The organism is Sphingopyxis sp. GW821-FHT12C06 (genome assembly GCF_058807415.1).
The window spans coordinates 1-17,708 of sequence record NZ_JBXAQR010000002.1; the positions used below are offsets into that span (position 1 = coordinate 1).

At 59.0% G+C, this 17,708-nt stretch carries 12 protein-coding genes and 1 pseudogene; 8 read left to right on the top strand and 5 right to left on the bottom strand.

The annotated features are described in order from the left end of the window. Positions 1-284 (bottom strand): annotated as a pseudogene (locus AC1RRJ_RS05290) (hypothetical protein); the annotation flags it as partial. A 164-nt stretch (positions 285-448) separates the two neighbouring features. Here AC1RRJ_RS05290 and AC1RRJ_RS05295 point away from each other — a divergent pair. Next, positions 449-868, top strand: coding sequence for a hypothetical protein (locus AC1RRJ_RS05295; protein WP_493120723.1), 420 nt, complete (start codon positions 449-451; stop codon positions 866-868). A gap of 127 nt (positions 869-995) precedes the next feature. Next, positions 996-1,292: a hypothetical protein gene (locus tag AC1RRJ_RS05300; protein WP_493120724.1), complete on the top strand. Its 297-nt coding sequence runs from the start codon at positions 996-998 to the stop codon at positions 1,290-1,292. Between the two features lie 109 nt (positions 1,293-1,401). Here the strand turns inward: AC1RRJ_RS05300 and AC1RRJ_RS05305 are convergent, their stop codons facing one another. The 4 genes from AC1RRJ_RS05305 to AC1RRJ_RS05320 all read right to left on the bottom strand — a co-directional run bounded on the left by AC1RRJ_RS05305 (position 1,402) and on the right by AC1RRJ_RS05320 (position 7,155). Beyond that, positions 1,402-1,869: an SRPBCC family protein gene (locus AC1RRJ_RS05305; RefSeq protein ID WP_493120725.1), complete on the bottom strand. Its 468-nt coding sequence runs from the start codon at positions 1,867-1,869 to the stop codon at positions 1,402-1,404. A 333-nt stretch (positions 1,870-2,202) separates the two neighbouring features. Next, on the bottom strand, positions 2,203-4,839 hold the full coding sequence (locus tag AC1RRJ_RS05310; RefSeq protein WP_493120726.1) for a TonB-dependent receptor plug domain-containing protein: 2,637 nt from the start codon (positions 4,837-4,839) through the stop codon (positions 2,203-2,205). A 799-nt stretch (positions 4,840-5,638) separates the two neighbouring features. Further along, positions 5,639-6,646, bottom strand: a complete 1,008-nt coding sequence (locus tag AC1RRJ_RS05315; protein ID WP_493120727.1) for a FecR family protein — start codon at positions 6,644-6,646, stop codon at positions 5,639-5,641. Further along, positions 6,643-7,155, bottom strand: a complete 513-nt coding sequence (locus AC1RRJ_RS05320) for an RNA polymerase sigma factor (protein WP_493120728.1) — start codon at positions 7,153-7,155, stop codon at positions 6,643-6,645. Before AC1RRJ_RS05320 ends, AC1RRJ_RS05315 begins: the two co-directional genes overlap by 4 nt. Positions 7,156-7,554: 399 nt before the next feature. Between AC1RRJ_RS05320 and AC1RRJ_RS05325 the strand changes: the two genes are divergently transcribed. From AC1RRJ_RS05325 to AC1RRJ_RS05350, 6 genes are all read left to right on the top strand, one after another. Further along, positions 7,555-10,836: a TonB-dependent receptor gene (locus tag AC1RRJ_RS05325; RefSeq protein WP_493120729.1), complete on the top strand. Its 3,282-nt coding sequence runs from the start codon at positions 7,555-7,557 to the stop codon at positions 10,834-10,836. Between the two features lie 418 nt (positions 10,837-11,254). Continuing rightward, on the top strand, positions 11,255-11,809 hold the full coding sequence (locus AC1RRJ_RS05330) for a PraA/PraB family alkane oxidation protein activator (protein WP_493120730.1): 555 nt from the start codon (positions 11,255-11,257) through the stop codon (positions 11,807-11,809). Positions 11,810-12,235: 426 nt separating this feature from the next. Continuing rightward, positions 12,236-12,832, top strand: a complete 597-nt coding sequence (locus AC1RRJ_RS05335; RefSeq protein WP_493121770.1) for a PraA/PraB family alkane oxidation protein activator — start codon at positions 12,236-12,238, stop codon at positions 12,830-12,832. Between the two features lie 429 nt (positions 12,833-13,261). Continuing rightward, a complete protein-coding gene (locus tag AC1RRJ_RS05340; protein ID WP_493120731.1) occupies positions 13,262-13,810 on the top strand; it encodes a PraA/PraB family alkane oxidation protein activator in 549 nt (182 codons plus the stop codon). Positions 13,811-14,220: 410 nt separating this feature from the next. Then, positions 14,221-14,778, top strand: coding sequence for a PraA/PraB family alkane oxidation protein activator (locus tag AC1RRJ_RS05345; RefSeq protein ID WP_493120732.1), 558 nt, complete (start codon positions 14,221-14,223; stop codon positions 14,776-14,778). Between the two features lie 325 nt (positions 14,779-15,103). Beyond that, entirely contained in the window at positions 15,104-17,638 is a 2,535-nt protein-coding gene (locus AC1RRJ_RS05350; protein ID WP_493120733.1) for a TonB-dependent receptor, read from the top strand. The last annotated feature ends 70 nt before the right edge of the window (positions 17,639-17,708 follow it).

Here is a 17,708-nt window from a genome sequence, read left to right on the forward strand (position 1 = left end):
TCGCTCGTCTCCTCGACGCCCCAGATCGCGCGGTCGAGCAATTCGTCGGCGAGCCGCTCGCGCGCGATCAGGATCGCTGCCGCCCAGCCGAGGCGGAAGGCGGCGCCCTCGGGGCGCTGTTTGAGCTGATAGGCGGCAGAGGGTGACATGCAGACCATTGCGCTGGCGATCTTCACCGAGCCGTTGATCGCGAGCTGGCCAAGGAATTCGCGCTGGAGCGCGGGCGTCCAGCGGTAGCTGCCGGGGGCGGGGATGTCGGTGGGATTGGGGGCGGTGCTTTCCATGGATTCGTCCTTTCGGTACGTCAAAACCGAATGAGTGAACCATATAGGTTATTTGTAGGAAAGCGGTTTTTGCCTTCTGCTCAACCTCGTTCGGCACGAACGGGAAGGGAAGCGTCTGGAAGCGACCAATTGCGGACATTGAACAACGCACCTAGGTTCCGACGATGCGCACGCGATATACATTGTTACGAGAGGCGGTTGCTAACTTGGCCGCGCCCGCCGACGCGCAAGTTGCTTATCTCGACTGCAGCTTCTCAAGCTTGACCGGCGGACAGAGCGCCGAGGCGTATGGCAACGATGAACTAGCGCTGGAGTTTGAAGACAGCTTCATCGCCGTCGGCCATATGCTCCACTACGGCGAGATTAAAACTTCTGAGATAGAGGCGCTCCAGTCTCTCGACGACATGCTCTCTCGATGGAGCGGGGAAAAGCATAGCGATTTTTGGGCGCGAACGGCTCTATTTGCAGACCCTCGATGGGAAGCGATCCGCTTACGGGCATCGGAGGTGCTCGCCCTCCTTCCAGACGAGGCGAGAGAAAGCGAATATACTCGCAATCTCGTCGGTGAACGGGGCGTCAGCTAACCACCCCAAAGCCGGCATTCGTTGCCGATCGGGGCGCAACGACCCGGAATCGACCATTGCCGGCCGATCAAAGCCGATAATTAATCCGCCAATTGCAGACGGCGACCATATATGAGAACCGACAGTCATGGCCGCACTCCATTCCATCTCCTTTGATCCCAGAAGTGGCAGGCCCATTCCTCCTATGTGGTGGAAAGTCGTTCCATTCTTCACGGCTTACGCATGGATAATGGCCGCCCTCATGGTTTTTCTCGTCGGTATAGCAATCCGCGATGGCCGGACGGATTGGACCGTTGGCGCTTCCGTCAGCGGGGTTGCGATACTGGTGTTTACCTATTGGCATCGAAACAGGGTTGCCCGAGCAAAACAGCAGTTTGCTAAGCTGGTTACGGATTACGAGAAAGCATTCGCCCAATCTGCGTGATGTCAGCTTATCCGGGATGGCCATCAAATAGCGGTCGCTCCGCTTCCCACCCCAAAGCGGACGTTAGCCGGATCGGAGGCTGCTTCTCTTGTGGCCGGAGATCGGCGGATCAGCGAATTCCTTCTTCGCAGAGTTTCACAAATCGGTCGGCTGCCTCGTTCCATCCCTGCTCAAATCCAAGGGCAAGGTTCTGTTGATAGGCGGCTTCAGAAAAGTGGCGGATCACAGCCTCGTGAGTAGAAAAGCCTTCGCCTGAACCTCCGACACTCCAGAATCCAACCATCGAAGGCGTTCCCGGACGGCCCGATTGGCGGAGAGCGTCGGTCATATAGAAGTACCATCCCGGACGTTTTTCAAGAATGACCCCTTCCTGCAAAGTGTCGGAGCCCTCCGCCTTTGCCTGAAAAACTCCATTCGCCCGCCAGTCAACGAGAATGTCAGAAACAGGGCGGGACGACGGATGCCACCACCACTCAGCGATACGCCCGGTTAGTACGCGATAGGCTACATGGCGCTTGAGAGGTATCCGCCTTTCGACACGCATCTCCCAGTGATTTTCTGCTGAAGCGCCGGCCATGTTCTCTCCATTTGCCAGCTCGGATCGCGCTAGAAGCAACGGCGATGGCAAGCCGATATCTGCACCAAAGTTTCTATTATGGTCTGCGGTGACCTTAGCGATGATATGTAAACGACTGCTTCCCACACCAGTTCAGATATTCGCTCTTCGTCATCCCGGACCTGATCCGGGATCTATCGCAGCCCGGAACCCCGGATCAGGTCCGGGATGACGAAGGTCGGGAAGCTGGGGCGACTTGCGCCCTGATGCCGCCTTTTGCCCTCGGGGTGCAGGCAAAAAAAGGGCGGCGGTATCGTGGATACCGCCGCCCCCGGGACTACCTGGATAAATGGCTTAGAAGTTCAGCTTCACGCCGCCCGAAACATAGCGCCCGATGACGTCATAGTTCGGGGCGATGAAGGGCGTGAGCGGCGGAGCGATGTCGAACAGATTGTTGACGTTGCCGAACAGGGTGAACTGGCCGGCCTTGAACTGCAGCCCAAGGTCGACATAGGTGCGGCTGCCGTTCCGGTTGTTCGCGGGCGGCTTTCCGACGGCTGGCGGCGTGGTGTAGAGGCCGCCATCGACGTAGCGAACGCGCACATTGGCACCGAAGTCGGCGTTGTCGAAGGCCACCGTCGCGCTGCCGCGCCATTTCGGGGTGGAGAAGGCGGTTTCGCCGCCAACGACACCCGCGACATCGACCCCATCGACTTCCAGCTGGAAGACGTGGTTGGCGAGTGCCCGGAAGGTCAGGTTTCCGTTGCCCAGCGCCGTCCGGTACGAGGCTTCGATGTCGAGGCCTTGCGTGTTGTAATTGGCGAGGTTCCGAACGGTGTTTTGAATCAGTTCGATTTCGCCGTTCGGCTTGCGGGTCACGATGCCGCCGCAGGTCGGGTCGGTCGGCGCCGCAGCGAAGCACCGGTTAAGCAAGGACTGCGCGGGCACCGTCGTGATGACATTGTCGATGTCGATATCGTAATAATCGACCGACAGGCGGAAACCCGGGATATAGTGCGGCGAATAGGATCCCCCGAGGGTCAGTGTGTGCGAGATTTCGGGGGTGAGGTTCTTGTTGCCGCCGGTATAGACCGTCACGCCAGCCTGCACTGCGCCGTTCTTGAAAGGATCCTGGACGGTGCCCTGGCCGACCGAGCGGCCGGTGAAATATTCGGCGATGCTGGGCGAGCGGATGTCGCGCGAATAGACGGCGCGCAGCAACAGGTCGTTGACGAGGCGCAAGGTGCCGCCGGTCTTCCACGACCAGATGCCGCCGCTGGTGCTATAGTCCGAATAGCGTGCTGCGCCGTTGACTTCGAGGCGTGCCACACCCTCGGCATCGAGCAGCGGCACGTTCACTTCGGCGAAGGCTTCCTTGACGTTGAAGCCGCCGTTGGTGCGCGACGAGTTGAGCGTGCCCAGCGCGTTCGCCAGCGACAGCGGGTCGACATAGTTGGTGACCTGTTCTTCCCAGCGGACGTCGGTGCCGACGGCGATGTCGACGGGACCGGCCCAGGTCTCGAAGGGCTGACCCGACAGGCTGGCGCCCGCCGTGTCGAGCTTGATCGTGGCGATCAGATGCGAGCCGCCAAAAGCCCATGCGGCGGCTTCGTTCGAGATCCTGCCATTGCCGAGCAGATTGATCGGTACGCAATTGGGATCGTTGTTGTCGGGGTTGGCGTCGGCATTGATGCGGCAGGTGGGCGTATTGCCAACCAGCACCGAATCGACGCCATTGGCGAAGTTCGCCTTGATCCGCTGGTTGTTGAGGCGCTGGTTGATCCGGACTTCGCCGTGATCATAATAGGCATTATATTTCCAGCCGTCACCGAAGGTGCCTTCGAGGCCGATCGCGCCCTCCAGATTGCGCCGGTTGAAGTTGAGCTTCATCATCTTGTCGGGGCCGACATCGTCGAGGAAGCGGCCAAGGCCGAACGGACCGGTGATGCCCGCCGCGGCGAGCTGGTTGCGGTTCGCCTGCGTCAGGAAGGCGTTGTCGGGCATGATCGCGACGGCGGCCGTTTCCGGGTAGAGGCCGTAATTCCCCGTCATGCGGTGAAAGCTGAATTGCGCCCAAACCTTAAGCGAATCGGTCACGTCGAAGCTGGCACGAGCGAAGCCGTTGATGCGCTCATAGGGCGAGCTCACCGCGGTATAATCGAAGGTGTTCTGGCCGCCGCCGCCGAGCGTCGTCAACCCTCTGGTGACGCTGCCCACCGGGAAGGGAACGATGTTTCCCTCGCCGTTGAAGACCAGGCCATAGGGGGCGAGGCTGCCGTTGAGGATCGATCCGCCATTATAGACTTGCGTCGAATTGGGGTCGTTGGCCAGAATCAGGCCGAGGGTCGGGTGATCAAACAGGCCCGCTTCGAGGTTGGGGCGGCCCTTGCGGCTGAGGATGCCCTGTTCGTTCATATAGTCGCCGGAAACCATGAAATGGCCGCGACCATCAGCGAAATCGGTGCCCCACGCGATATCGGCGCCATAGCGCGCGCCGTCGCCGCGCGACGAAACGCCGGTCTGCGCGCCCATGCGCCAGCCAGTGAAATCATCGTCGAGGATGATGTTGACGACGCCGGCAACGGCGCCCGAGCCCCACGCTGCCGATGCGCCGCCGGTCACGACGTCGATGCGCTTGACGAGGCCTTTCGGCACCGTGTTGAGATCCATGGAGCCCGAGAAACGGTGGCCGTTGAGCAAAGTGAGCGTGCGCACCGCGCCAAGCCCGCGCATGTCAGGGGTCGAAACGCCGCTGTTGGTGCCGGCGGCCGTCGTCGTCGGCGTCGATGTGGGACGGAACTGGGGGGTGTCGTTCAGGACCTGAGCGATGCTGGGACGGTTGCCCAGTGCGAGTTCGGCCTCGCCAATCACGGTTGTCGGGGTCGGTGCGTCGAAGCCCGTGCGCTGAATGCGCGAACCGGTCACGATGATTTCGTCGTTGGAAGTGGCCTCGGCGGCACTGTCGGTTGACTGTGCATATGCCGGGCTCATGCCGACCAACATGGAAAGTGCGGTGCCGGCGTACCAGCAGGATTGATTGATCCTCATAATTATCCCCTTTGCCAATAGGACGGCAAAATTCTGCTGCCCGATGCTCGCTTGTGTTCTTAGCCTCGAGGCCCGTTGCGCCCTCGCGTTTGCGAATTTCTATAAAGTCGGATTTTTTGGAAAAATCAACCCAGATTGCGACATATTTTTCAATTACAGAAAAATTTTGCATCCGCAGATGGGGCGGTTTGGCTCGATAATCCCTGAATCACGATGTTTCACCAAAATTCATGTTTCGGGAAATCCGGTTCGCCATGGATATCTTTCCCGATTTTCAACAGGTTTCAATTTTCGCTGCTGCTGCGCGTCGCTACGGGAGGTTCGCGTGCGAGCGGCGCGCCGGCTCACGACCGGTGCCGACATGGTCGAGATGTCTCCCGGGCGGCGAGCCTTTCGGATTTTGTGCATCGGGGTGTTTGCGGCCACCGCGGGGTGAGGCCTTGCGGCATCTATGGCCCGAGAGCGACTGGCAAGGGGGCTGGCAGGCGATCGTGGCGATCGTCTGCCTCGCGCGCTCCCGCAAGGTGCGGAGGGCAAGATGCTGCTCTGGAAGCCCGGACCGGGCGGTGACCCTGCTTTGCGCGTTACGGGCGACGATGGGCGGGATGTGTCGAAGCGGCGTCCGAAACGATCAGGATGCCAGCCTGTCCGCGGGCTTTCGCGTCCCGCCTAAGCTGGCATCGGAGGTCATTTTCAACCGGCTACGCAACCGGATCCGTCGTTGCGGGCAGGCTTGCGGACCCTATTCGTCGCCCACCAGCAAAATCTCGTCGCTTGTGGAAGTGGTGCGGTGCGCGATGCCCTGAAGCTCTATCGCTTTCACAAAGCCTTCGACATCGCCTGCTTCAAACACGCCGACGATCTGCCGGTCGGGGACCGCGCCGCCTTCGAAGACAAGTTTTCTGGTGGAATAGCGATTGACGTCCGCAACGGCCTTGGACAGCGGATCATGCATGAAAATCAGGCGTCCCTGGGTCCAGCTCGTTTCCTTGGTCACATCGACGCGCCGGAGCGTCCAGTCGAGATCCGATCCTACCACCAGCTGACGCCCCGGCACCAGGTCGGCGCCGCCGTCCGAACCCGCGTTCGCGCCTTCGACCCGGACCTTGCCCTCCGTCAGCGTCACGACCATGTTCCCGTGATCGAGGCTGACCTCGAATGCGGTGCCGATCGCGCGCACTTTCTTGCCGTCGGCATAGACGACGAACGGACGGTTCGGGTTATGCGCGACGCGGAAAAAGGCGCGCCCCTGGATCAGGTCGAGCCGCCGTTCGGTCGCGCTGTTGCGGAGACGCAATTCGGTTTCGGCATCGAGCGTCACCACCGACCCGTCGGGCAGCGTGATACGGGTGCGCTGACCGGTCCCGGTCCGGAAGGCCTGTTGCTGGGTGTCCGCGGCATGATGGCCGGGCCGGAGGTCGAGGTAGGGAAGGGCGGTCCAGCCGAGCCCGACCACAAGCAGAAGCGATGCGGCGATGGACAAACCGCGCCGGTATCGCGTGAAGATGCCCGATTTCGCCATGCCCTGTTCCTGCATGACGAGCAGCCTCGGGTCGCCCGCGACGGCGCGGCTGAGGTTCCATGCCCGGTCGACCAGCCGATAAGCGTGGCGATGATCATCGGACAGGTCGATCCAGGCGCGAAAGTCATCTTCGTCGTCGAGAGTCATGTCGCCCGACAGCCGAAGATTCAGCCAGTGCGCCGCCTGGGTACGGACTGCGGCCGACCGCATTTCCGGATCGCCGGTCATGCGTCGGCCTCCATCGCCTGGGCGATGTTCAGCAAGGCGCGCTGCATCAGTTCCTTCACAGAATCCTTGGTAATTCCCATATGTTGCGCGATTGCCTGATAAGTTAAATGTTCAAAACGGTGGAGCTGGAACGCTTCGCGCGCTCGGGGAGGGAGGTTCAATATGGCGTCGAGGACGCGCATATATTCCTGTCGCCCGATGACAATGCGTTCGGGGGAAATCGGGTCGGCCAGCTCGTAATGGTCCAGCCATTCACCCGCGACCAGCGTGGGCCGTACCGCCTGTTTGCGATACTGGCTGATCAGCACATTGCGCGCCGTCGCGAACAAATAGCCTTCGATATTCTCGATCGGCGCCCCCAGTTGCGCCGCCTGCAGCCGCACGAACACATCCTGCACCAGATCTTCGACATCGGCCTCCGCTACCCGGCGCCGAAAGAAGCTGCGCAGCCCCGGACCATAGGCCGACATCCATGCCGACAGGTCGCGGTCCGGTTGGGCTGCCGTCATGAACAAGCGGCGCCCGGCAGAGGCGGAGGCCGTCCGTTTTTCAAAAAGCCCAACGTCATTTCCCCACCATGATTCAAGTCCGCGACAGTTCGCACGCCGTTCGTGCCCGAAAGGGTAGACGCACGGCGGACGAAACAGGGGGGAGTCTTTTTCGGCGATGTTATCGTTTATTGCATTTATGACCATCGTCCAGCGAACATGTCCATATCGGACAGAATGTTTATGATCGACATCCCCCCTGTTTCTGAAACCTTGCGTCAATGTTTCTGACGTCAATCGATTGGTGTCAATAAACGGGGAATAACCCCGGTACAGGGACTTGGGAGGGTAAGCATGCGTCTGCGTTCACGCGGTTTGAATCATTTTTTCTTGAGCAGTGTTGCGATTGGTTGTCTGGCTTTGACGGGCGGTGGGGCGCTCGCGCGCGAGACGTCAACAAATTACCGGATTCCGGCCCAGCCGCTGGCAAAGGCGCTGCGCGACTTCGGAATGCAGAGCGGCATGACGATCATGGCCGACGGGGCGGTGGTCACAGGCAAGCGGACGAGCGGCTATAGCAAGCGCGCCGACCCGGAAACCGCGCTGCGCACGCTGCTCGAGGGAACGGGGCTCAGCTTCCGCCGCGAAGGCAGTATTTTCGTGGTCACGCCGTCGGGAAAGGCCGCGCCGGCGCCCGGCCCGTCGCCGACCAGCGCCGCCGACATTCCGAATGATTCTGAAATCGTTGTGACCGCGCAAAAGAAGGAAGAGAAGATCGGCGACGTGCCGATCGCAATGACGGCGCTGTCGTCCGCCGCGCTCGACGACCGCAAGATCGAAGGCGGCGCCGAACTGCTGCGCGCGGTTCCGAACATGAACTTCTCCAAGGGCAATTTCAGCACGTACAACATCGCGATCCGCGGGATCGGGACGAAGGCGGTATCCGCCTCGACCGACCCTGCGGTGGCGGTGAGCTTCAACAACACGCCGCTGATCCGCAACCGCCTGTTCGAATCCGAATTTTTCGACGTGCAGCGGGTCGAGGTGCTGCGCGGGCCGCAGGGAACGCTTTACGGACGGAACGCCACGGGCGGTGTGGTGAATATCATTCCCGCGCTTCCCGGCCCCGATTTCGGTCTCGATGCAAAGGTCGAGGTTGGAAACCATGACACGATGCGCGCGTCGGGCATGATCAACGTGCCGCTGACCGACACGCTGGCGGTCCGCGTCGCGGGTGCGCTCACCAGCCGCGACGGCTTTGATTACAACAGCTTTACCGAGCGCCGCATCAACGGCCGCGACCTATGGTCGACCCGCGCGTCGATCCAGTGGGAGCCGAGCGACCGGTTCAAGGTCAATGCGATCTGGCAGCATTTCGAGGAAGACGACGATCGTTCGCGCACCGGCAAGCAATTGTGCGCGCGCGATCCGGGGCCGACAACGGTCGGCGGAATCCGGGTGCCCGACGGGACGCGCACCGAGGCATTCGGCAACAAGGAATATGATCTGCGCGGGCGGCTGAGCCAGGGATGTCTGCCCGTCTCGCTCTATGACGAGCGCTCCTATGGTGCGCCCAACGCCAGCGGCTATGCCCCGATCGTCGCGGGCTCGACCGAATATGTCTATATGGGATATACGCCGAGCGGCGCCCGTTCGATCGTCTCGGGTCTGAAGCCCGGCGACCCCTATGCGGGCGTCGTGCAGTCGCGCAACCTGCGCGAGGTCGCAACGAGTATCGATCCGACCTTCCGCGCGAAAAATGACGTTTTTCAGTTCAATCTGGATTTTGATGTGAGCGACGGGCTGAAACTGGTGTCGCAGACTGCCTATTCACGCGACCGATATTATTCGACGCAGGATTATAACCGCTATGTCTCGGCGCCGGTATTTACCGATACCTTGGGTTTGGTGGATCGTCGCCGCAATGCCTTGCCGATCGATCAGTCGCACGCCGCGCCGGGCGGTATATTCTGCGACCACCAGCTCGGCTGTTCAGACCGGATGCTGGCGATGGATCTGAGCCGGTCGCGCAACCGGCAATGGTCGCAGGAATTTCGCCTGCAATCGTCTTTCGACGGGCCGTTCAATTTCAATCTCGGCGTCAATTATCTGAACTTCAAATCGCAGGACGATTATTTCGTTTTCAACAACCTCTATACGTTCATCGCCTATAACCGGAACAACCGGCTGGATGACGGAGCTCCCGGCAGCCTCTTTCGCTATCGCGATTGCCCGCCCGACGTGACTGGCCGCGACTGTGTCTATGTCGATCCCAATCCGATCTCTTCGCTCGATGAGCAGGGGCATAATTATTTCCGCAGCCGCAATGATGTGCGGACGAAATCCTGGGCGATCTTCGGCGAAACCTATTGGAATGTCACCGATGCGGTGAAAGTCACCGCCGGGTTGCGATTCACCCGCGACGACAAGCGCGCGATCCTTTATCCCAGCCAGCTCCTGCTCGGTGGCGGTGGTACCGGCGCCAGCGGCGGCAGCTTCAGTGGCGGATACAAGGCGAACGACCCGCTGAACCAGCGCTGGTCGAAGCCGACCGGGCGATTGGTTATCGACTGGAAACCCGATCTGGCATTTACCGACGACACGTTGATCTATGCTTCGGCCTCGCATGGCTACAAGGGCGGCGGCGCCAATCCGGCGCGTCCTGGCATCAACCGCGAAAACGTCCAGTTTTCGGATATTTCGCCGACCTTCAAACCCGAATATGTCAATGCGTTCGAAATCGGGACCAAGAACAGCTTCGATGGCGGGCGGCTGACGCTCAATGCCACTGGCTTTTATTATGATTATAAGGGGTATCAGGTCTCGCAGATCGTTGACCGCATAGCGCTGAACGAGAATTTCGACGCAACCAGTTGGGGGCTCGAGCTTGAGGCGGCATGGCGCCCGTCGCGGGCGTTTCGCGTCGACGCCAATTTTGGCTATCTGCAGACGAGGATCAAGAAGGGCGCGCAGTCGATCGACGTGATGAACCGCACTCAGGGCAATAGCGACTGGGTATTGCTTCGTCCCTTCCTTCAGGTGCCCTCGAACTGCATTGCGCCGCGCGCCTATGTAGAACGGGTATTGCAAGATCCAAATGGCACCCAGCAAATTGGCAGTGCGCTCTACGCATTGTGCGGCCAGTCCAAAGAGTTCGGGAATTTTGACCCAACCACCCCGCTTGGTGCCATTGCACGACTCTATGGCATCTCTTATGATCCGTTTGCGCCCTATGACCCCGCCAAGGTCGGCGCGATCGTTCCCTTCGATCCGGCGAATCCCAATGCCTGGCGGAGCCAGGTCAGCGGCGCTCCCAATGGTGGGCGCGGTTTCTTTGCTGATCTCGGGGGCAATGAACTGCCCAATTCACCGCGGTTCACCGCCAATATCGGCGGGCAATATACTTTTTTCTTCGGTGATTGGGACCTGACCTTTCGCGGCGATTATTACCGCCAGTCGAAAAGCTATGCCCGCGTTTACAACACCAGCTATGACCGGCTGAAGGCGTGGGACAATGTCAATCTGGCGGTGACGCTGGCGCGGCCCGATTCCGACCTGAGCTTCCAGCTTTATGTCAAAAATCTGTTCGACGACGCACCGATCACCGATTTCTTCACCAACAGCGATGATTCGCTGCTCAGCACCAATGTCTTCACGCTCGATCCGCGGATTATCGGGTTCAGCGCGACGAAGCGGTTCTGATGGCTGCGCGCGCGCATCGCTGCGCCATCGATCGCGCCCGCACTTGCGGAAAGCCGCGATGATCGATTTGGGTGTCCAATTCCTGCTTTCGCCATGCTGGTCAAAACCCAGCATGGCGATTGTCGGAAAATAGCAGGGGAGGTTCAGTTAGAGGAAATAAAACAAATATGATAAATCGCATTGATATAGTAATAATTTCTAGAAAATTAGAGATTTTGAACAAAATAGTTATTAGAAAATTGCGGTTTTCAAGAGTTTTTGAAAATCAACCAATTTGTATTAATAATATTCGATATGGATATATGTAACACTCGAATCGGATAGTAATAACTATTGACAATTATTGTGGATATGGCACTGTATTTGTGTATCAAATTATTGATACATATCGAGTCGAAACAATAATTGGAGAGTTGATATGAAGAATATTGCTGCTCTTTGCGCGACAGTGCTTGCGCTCGCCAGTCCCGGCCTCGCTCAGGCGGACACCTTCGGCCCCAACAATGGAACTTACACGTTCTCGGGTCCGGTCACTGTGCAGAAGAATTTGAGTCCCGCGACATCCTGCAACCTGTCGCTCGGCATCGTCGTTACGGGCGTCGGCACTCCCGGCAATGCTGCCAATGTGACTGCGGCGCCCGTCTTGACTGGCGGCGCGATATGCACGGCGCTCACCTTCTCGAACCTGTCTTACTCGGTGGATGCGGTTGACACGGACGGCCTCGGCAACCCGCCGGAAGAATTGTGGATCTCGACTGTGCGTGTGAATATCCCGCCATTGGGCGGCAATCCCGCCGATGCTTGCCAGGGCACGATGAAGGTCTATTGGCTTCCGGGTTCGCCGCCGCAGATTGAATTTGATACCCCCAAGTCGGACATTCCGGGTGTTTCGGGCCCGCCCCCCTGCAAGATCATTGGAACCCTTACCCAAACTTCGGGGCCGTCTGGCGCCGATCTGGTCATCACGCTCTAATCTTCCTCCCGGAACCGCCATTCGACCCGGGTGGCGGTTCACGACTTGGCGGGCGTATGGTTCGCTGTGCGCCCGCTTTATTTTTTCGGACAGCTGTGAAGCAGTGAGTCCTCATGTGCGGCGGCATGCCTGTTGGATTTGCAGCTGCCGCTGGCGGTCTGCATGGGGGTGATCCTCATGTCTTCGGCGCATTGCAACCTTCAGTGGGTAATATGTTGCTGAATACCGGTGTGGCGAAGCCCTTTAGGTTAGGGAGTTCGCAGCTTATCTGGTCCTAAATATAAATATTATCAATTCCATTGTGGGTATTTGTAGTCGTCACAATGGACAATAGTCATATCTCTTATTTATTGCTTATTTGATAGTATCGTTGTGCATCGGAATTTCTGGTGCAGGAGTTATTTGTCAATATTATGGAGAGTTGATATGAGAAAGATTGTTTCCTTTTGTGCGACAGCGCTTGCGCTCGCGAGTCCGGGCCTGGTTCAGGCGGCGGATACGTTTGGCCCCAATAACGGGACCTATGTGTTCCGGGGCCCGGTCACTGTGCAGAAGAATCTGAGTCCAGCGACTTCATGCACCCTCGAGGTCAGTGTCGTCGTGACGGGCGTCGGCACCCCGGGCAATGCCGCCAATGTGACCGCTGCGCCCGTTTTGTCTGGCGGACCCATATGTTCGGTGATCACCTTCTCGAACTTGTCCTACACCGTGGATGCGCGTGGGGCGGGCGGCAGCGCAGGCACTCCCGGCAGCCCGGCGGAAGAACTGTGGATATCGACCCCGCGTGTGAATATCCCGCCGCTGTTGCTGGGACTCATCCCCGCCGACGCTTGCGAGGGCGTGCTCAGGACCTATTGGATTGGCAATGGTCCGCCGACGCCCCGGGAAATCGAATTTGATTCGCCCTTTTCGGACATTCCCGACGCCAACCCCGACAACCCCGGGGCGACGGAAAACCCTTGCAAGATTATTGGAACCCTTATCCAAGTTTCGGGTCCGGCAAATCTTGACATCACGACCTGACCTTCCTCGCGGAGCCGCCATTCGATCCGGATGGCGGTTCCCGATCTGGCGGGCGCACGGTTCGCTGTGCGCCCGCTTCATTCTTTTGGTGCGGGCACCGCGACGCGCTGGCCCCTTTAATGCGGCGGCATGTCTGTTGGATTTCGCCGCTACCGCTGGCGGTCTGCATGGGGTGATCGCCATGCCTTCGGCGCAATGAATCCTCAGCGCGCAATATGTTGCTGAATATCGATGTACGCAGCCGTTGAGATGGGAACGTTCTTAGCCTATCCGGGCCTCAAGGGAAAAGTAATGCAAATTACTTTCGGGCGTTTTTGATTTTCATATAGAGAAATATTATTATATATTATTTTCTAATATAATAAATTCATCTATTATTTACATTGACGATGAGAGAGATTTATTTACGAAATATCAGGGAGGGTTGATATGAAGAATATTGTTTCTCTTTGTGCGGCGATTCTTGCACTCACCAGTCCGGGCCTCGCTCAGGCGGCGGACCAGTTTGGCCCCGCTAACGGAACCTACACATTCTCGGGACCGGTCACGGTACAGAAGGATGGGCTCCCCGTGGCATGCAACTTGATGTTCAGCATCGATGTGACGGGCGTCGGGACTCCCGGCAATGCCGCCAATGTGAACGCTGCGCCCGTTTTGTCTGGCGGCCCCGCCTGCGCAGCGATTACTTTTGCGAACCTGAGCTACTCCGTGGATGCTGTTGGCGCGGGTGGCCCTGGCAGCGCGGCGGACGAGCTGTGGTTCTCGACGGTGCATGTGGATATGCCGGGCGCCCGCGCCTGCCGGGGCGTGCTCCAGGTCTATTGGAACGGCAATGGCCCTCCCAATCCGCGGGAAATTGAATTTGATACTCCCAAGTCGGACATTCCAGGTTTTGGGAGCTTGACCCCCTGCAAGATTGTTGGAACCCTTACCCAGATTTCAGGGCCGTCGGGTGCAAATCTCGACATCACGATCTGACCTTCCTCGCGGAACCGTTGTTCGATCCGGATGGCGGTTCCCGATCCGGCGGGCGCAGGGGGTCGCCGTGCGCCCGTTTCATTCTCAAATCGGGGCGATCGGTAGAGGCGAGGGAGGGTGGATTTCGCCGCTACCGCCAACGGCCTGTGTGCAGTCGATCCCAGTGCCTTCGACGCATTGCAATTCTCGGCGCGTAACATTTTGCTGAACATCGGTGTGACCCGGCCCTTGGGAGCGTTTTTAGCTTCTCCGGCCCTCAGGCGAAAAAGTAATAGTATATCTACTACAGGAATTTCGTTTTTTGGAAAACTCAACAGCTGCATATCCTGTTTGTCGTGTATGTGACAGGGAAATTTATTATAGAAATTTATGATGTGGCGATTATTTGAAAAATATTGTGGAGATTTGATATGAAGAATATTGTTTCTCTTTGCACGGCGGTGCTTGCACTCGCCAGTCCGGGCCTGGCTCAGGCGGCGGACCAGTTTGGCCCGGCTGACGGAACCTACACATTCTCGGGGCCGGTCACGGTACAGAAGAATTTGCTCCCCCCGATCCCATGCAACTTGTCGCTCAGCATCGATGTGACGGGCGCCGGTACTCTCGCCAATGTGACCGCCGGGCCCGTCTTGACTGGGGGACCCGTCTGCGCGGCACTCACTTTTTCGAACCTGGGCTACTCTGTGGATGCTGTTGGCGCGGGTGGCCCTGGCAGTGCGGCGGATGAGCTGTGGTTCTCGACGGTACAACTGAATATTCCCCGGCTGGGCGGCAATCCCCCCGACGCCTGTCTCGGCGTGCTCAAGGCCTATTGGCTTGGTAATGGCCCGCCCCCGCCGCGGAAAATCGAATTTGTTTCGCCCTTTTCGGACATTCCAGGTTTTATTACCCCGCCTCCCTGCAAGATTGTTGGAACCCTTACCCAGATTTCAGGGCCGTTGGGTGCAAACCTCGACATCACGATCTGACCTTCGTCGCGGAACCGCCATCCCATCCGGATGGCGGTTTTCCTGATCTGGAGGGCGTATGGATCACCGTGCGCCTGCTTCATTCTCGAATTGCGGCCATCGATGGAGTCGAGGGAAGGCGGATTGCGCGACGGGCAAAGCAGCCTGCAGATCGGCAGCCCTGATTTTTCCATTTGAATTGAACGTTAGATAGCAATAGCTATCAAACAGGATTTGGGTGGGCCGTTTCGGGATCTGGTCAATTTTGCTTGCGCCGCGCCGATCGAAATCCGGACGGGGTCGCTTTTCGGGGGTGCGGACAACTGCAAAACAACGGCTCCCTCTGATGAAACTGGCCCGCCTCGCCATATTGTCTTCGGTCGCGCTTCCCGCGGGGTTCTGCCCGGTTGCGGCCGTTGCTGCGGATGAAGCGCAAGCTAGCGCAGCGGTGCTTCCACAACAGGCAACTCCGGCCGGCGATCCGTCGCCCGATGCTGAAATTGTTGTCACCGCCGGTCGTCGGGGCGAAGCCAAGGTGGCGGCGGAAACCGAGTTCAGCGAAGAGGAAATCGCCAGCCACGGCTCCGACAGTATCCAGGAATTGCTGAACCGGCTGGCTCCCCTCATCAACGCGGGCGGAGATGCACCGGTCATCCTGATCAACGGCAAGCCGGTGGGATTCGACCGCTCGATCCTTTCCTATCCTACCGAGGCGTTGGAGCGGCTGGCGGTGCTGAAGCCGGAGGCGGCGACGCTCTATGGCGAAAACGCGGGCAAGCGCGTCGTAAACCTCGTGCTCAAAAAGAATTTTTCGATGCTGAATGTCGATGCGGGCGCAAATTTTGCGACCGCCGGCGGCCAGTATGGCGGCAATTTGTCGGCGGGACGCACCGCGATCAGCGGGGATACGCGCTGGAACGCGCAGGCACGCATCGGTCGTGACACCGCGCTTCGCAAGGATGCGCGAAACATTCCCGAACCAGCCGGGCGCTTTGACAGTATCGGCTTTATCTCGGCTATAGGCGGAGGGGAAATCGACCCGGCATTGAGTGGGGCCGCCGGGAAGCTGGTGACAGTTGCGGCAATACCGGCGGGCGCGATGTCCGGTAGTCCGGCGCTGGCGGATTTCGCCGCAACCGCGGGCGAGCTCCATGGGGTCGATCCCCATGCTTATGAGACATTTCAGTCGTCCAGACGCAACATGTCGCTAAACATTGGTGTAACGCGGCCCTTGGGGACATTTTCGGCTTCGCTGAATCTCAACGCGAGCCAGAATAGTGGTGCGGGGTTACGGGGCCTGCCTATGGCATCGGTCGTCATCCCGGCGGGGAGCTTTTGGTCGCCCTTTGCCGGTGATGTCATGCTGACCCGCCCTTTCGCGGGCAAACGGCCGCTACGCACCGAAAATGATTCCGGAACATTTGGCGGATCATTGTCCTTGAACGGCACGATCGGCACCTGGCAGACTAGCTTCGGCGTCAATTATTCGCGAAACCGGGGCAGTAATCTGCTTGAAATCGGCATCGATGTCGATCGCGTCCAGCAAATGATCAATAGCGGCGACCCGGCCTTCAACCCCTATGACATTTGGGACGACAGCCTGTTGCGGGCCAGCCGGAGCCGCAATAGCAGCGAAAGCCTGAGTGGCCGGGTGCAGGTTCAGAAGAACATAGTGGACCTGCCGGCCGGGCCGATCAGTTCGAGTTTCTCGATCAATGCGAGCCGCAATCGCAGCGAAAGCCGGCGGAGCGACAATCGTGGTGGCCCGGCTGAGGTGAGCAAGTCGAGCCAGGGACAAATCAACGGGCAATTATCGCTCAGCATACCGATATCGCGCAAAGGAGATCTCGCGATTGGGCCTTTGGGGGATCTTTCCGTCGATCTGTCGATGAGCGCACAGACGGTACCGAAGAGCCCGTTGCAAAAACTGTTCAACAGCGGCGTGAACTGGTCGCCCCTCTCGATGGTGCAGTTTCGGGCATCGCTTGACTATTCCGAAATCTCGCCCTCGTTCGAACTGCTCAATGGTCCGACTGTCACGACGGTAAACCGGGTTTTCGATTATGCGCGGGGAGAAGTCGCCGAGCCTGTCTGGCTTACCGGAGGAAATCCCGCTCTGGGGCGAGGCAGCCAGCAGGGGATGTCGTTCGACGCGACGGTACGGCCGTTCGATAATCAGGTGTTGTCGCTCAACATCGGCTATCGGCAAACGGTTTCAAAAGGCGTCGTATCGTCTCTCCCCGAGTTGACGCCCGTTATTGAGGCGGCTTTTCCCGAAAGGGTGACGCGCGACGCCGAGGGGCGCTTGGTCGCGGTCGATGCCCGCCCGATCAACCTTGCACGTGATACCGACACGGGCCTGAGTTCCGGCATTGCGTTCCGGTTTCCGGACGGGGCGGGCGGAGGCAAGGCGGCGTCCGGAAACCCGCTGCAATTCTCGGTTTCGCTCAATCACAGCATGCGGTTGAAAAGCGAATTGCAGACCCGCGCCGGGGTTCCTGTCATCGACCGGCTGATCGACAGCGGCCAGTCCCGTCACACGCTTGCGATGCAGATCACCGTCGGAAAGCGGGGTATCGGTACCAGTTTGAATGGAAGCTGGAGCAGCCCGTCCAGCGTGTCCAACGCCGATCGGACCTTCCGTTTCAAGCCGCCGATGCTTTTCAATGCCTCGATGTTTTTTGAGCCCGAGCGTATATTCGGTCAGGCCAAAAAGGGCGCGCTGATCAGCGATCTCAAATTTTCGTTCGACGTCCAGAATCTCTTCAACGGCTATCGGCGGGTTACGCTGGACGACGGCAGCGTTCCGGCGGGCTACAGCCGCGACGAGATCGATCCACTTGGTCGCGTCGTGCGGATGACGGTGCGCAAACGATTTTAGGTTGGCGCCCGGAAGCGATAGCTGGCGCCGATCACCATGCCCGACAGGCTGGCGTCGAACAGGAATCGTC

Coding starts and splice junctions, on each gene's coding strand:
- AC1RRJ_RS05320 (WP_493120728.1), bottom strand. CDS start 7,155: ATGACGGCAGCCCAACCGGACCGCGACCTGTCGGCATGGATGTCGGCC.
- AC1RRJ_RS05350 (WP_493120733.1), top strand. CDS start 15,104: ATGAAACTGGCCCGCCTCGCCATATTGTCTTCGGTCGCGCTTCCCGCG.
- AC1RRJ_RS05295 (WP_493120723.1), top strand. CDS start 449: ATGCGCACGCGATATACATTGTTACGAGAGGCGGTTGCTAACTTGGCC.
- AC1RRJ_RS05305 (WP_493120725.1), bottom strand. CDS start 1,869: ATGGCCGGCGCTTCAGCAGAAAATCACTGGGAGATGCGTGTCGAAAGG.
- AC1RRJ_RS05345 (WP_493120732.1), top strand. CDS start 14,221: ATGAAGAATATTGTTTCTCTTTGCACGGCGGTGCTTGCACTCGCCAGT.
- AC1RRJ_RS05340 (WP_493120731.1), top strand. CDS start 13,262: ATGAAGAATATTGTTTCTCTTTGTGCGGCGATTCTTGCACTCACCAGT.
- AC1RRJ_RS05335 (WP_493121770.1), top strand. CDS start 12,236: ATGAGAAAGATTGTTTCCTTTTGTGCGACAGCGCTTGCGCTCGCGAGT.
- AC1RRJ_RS05310 (WP_493120726.1), bottom strand. CDS start 4,839: ATGAGCCCGGCATATGCACAGTCAACCGACAGTGCCGCCGAGGCCACT.
- AC1RRJ_RS05315 (WP_493120727.1), bottom strand. CDS start 6,646: ATGACCGGCGATCCGGAAATGCGGTCGGCCGCAGTCCGTACCCAGGCG.
- AC1RRJ_RS05330 (WP_493120730.1), top strand. CDS start 11,255: ATGAAGAATATTGCTGCTCTTTGCGCGACAGTGCTTGCGCTCGCCAGT.
- AC1RRJ_RS05300 (WP_493120724.1), top strand. CDS start 996: ATGGCCGCACTCCATTCCATCTCCTTTGATCCCAGAAGTGGCAGGCCC.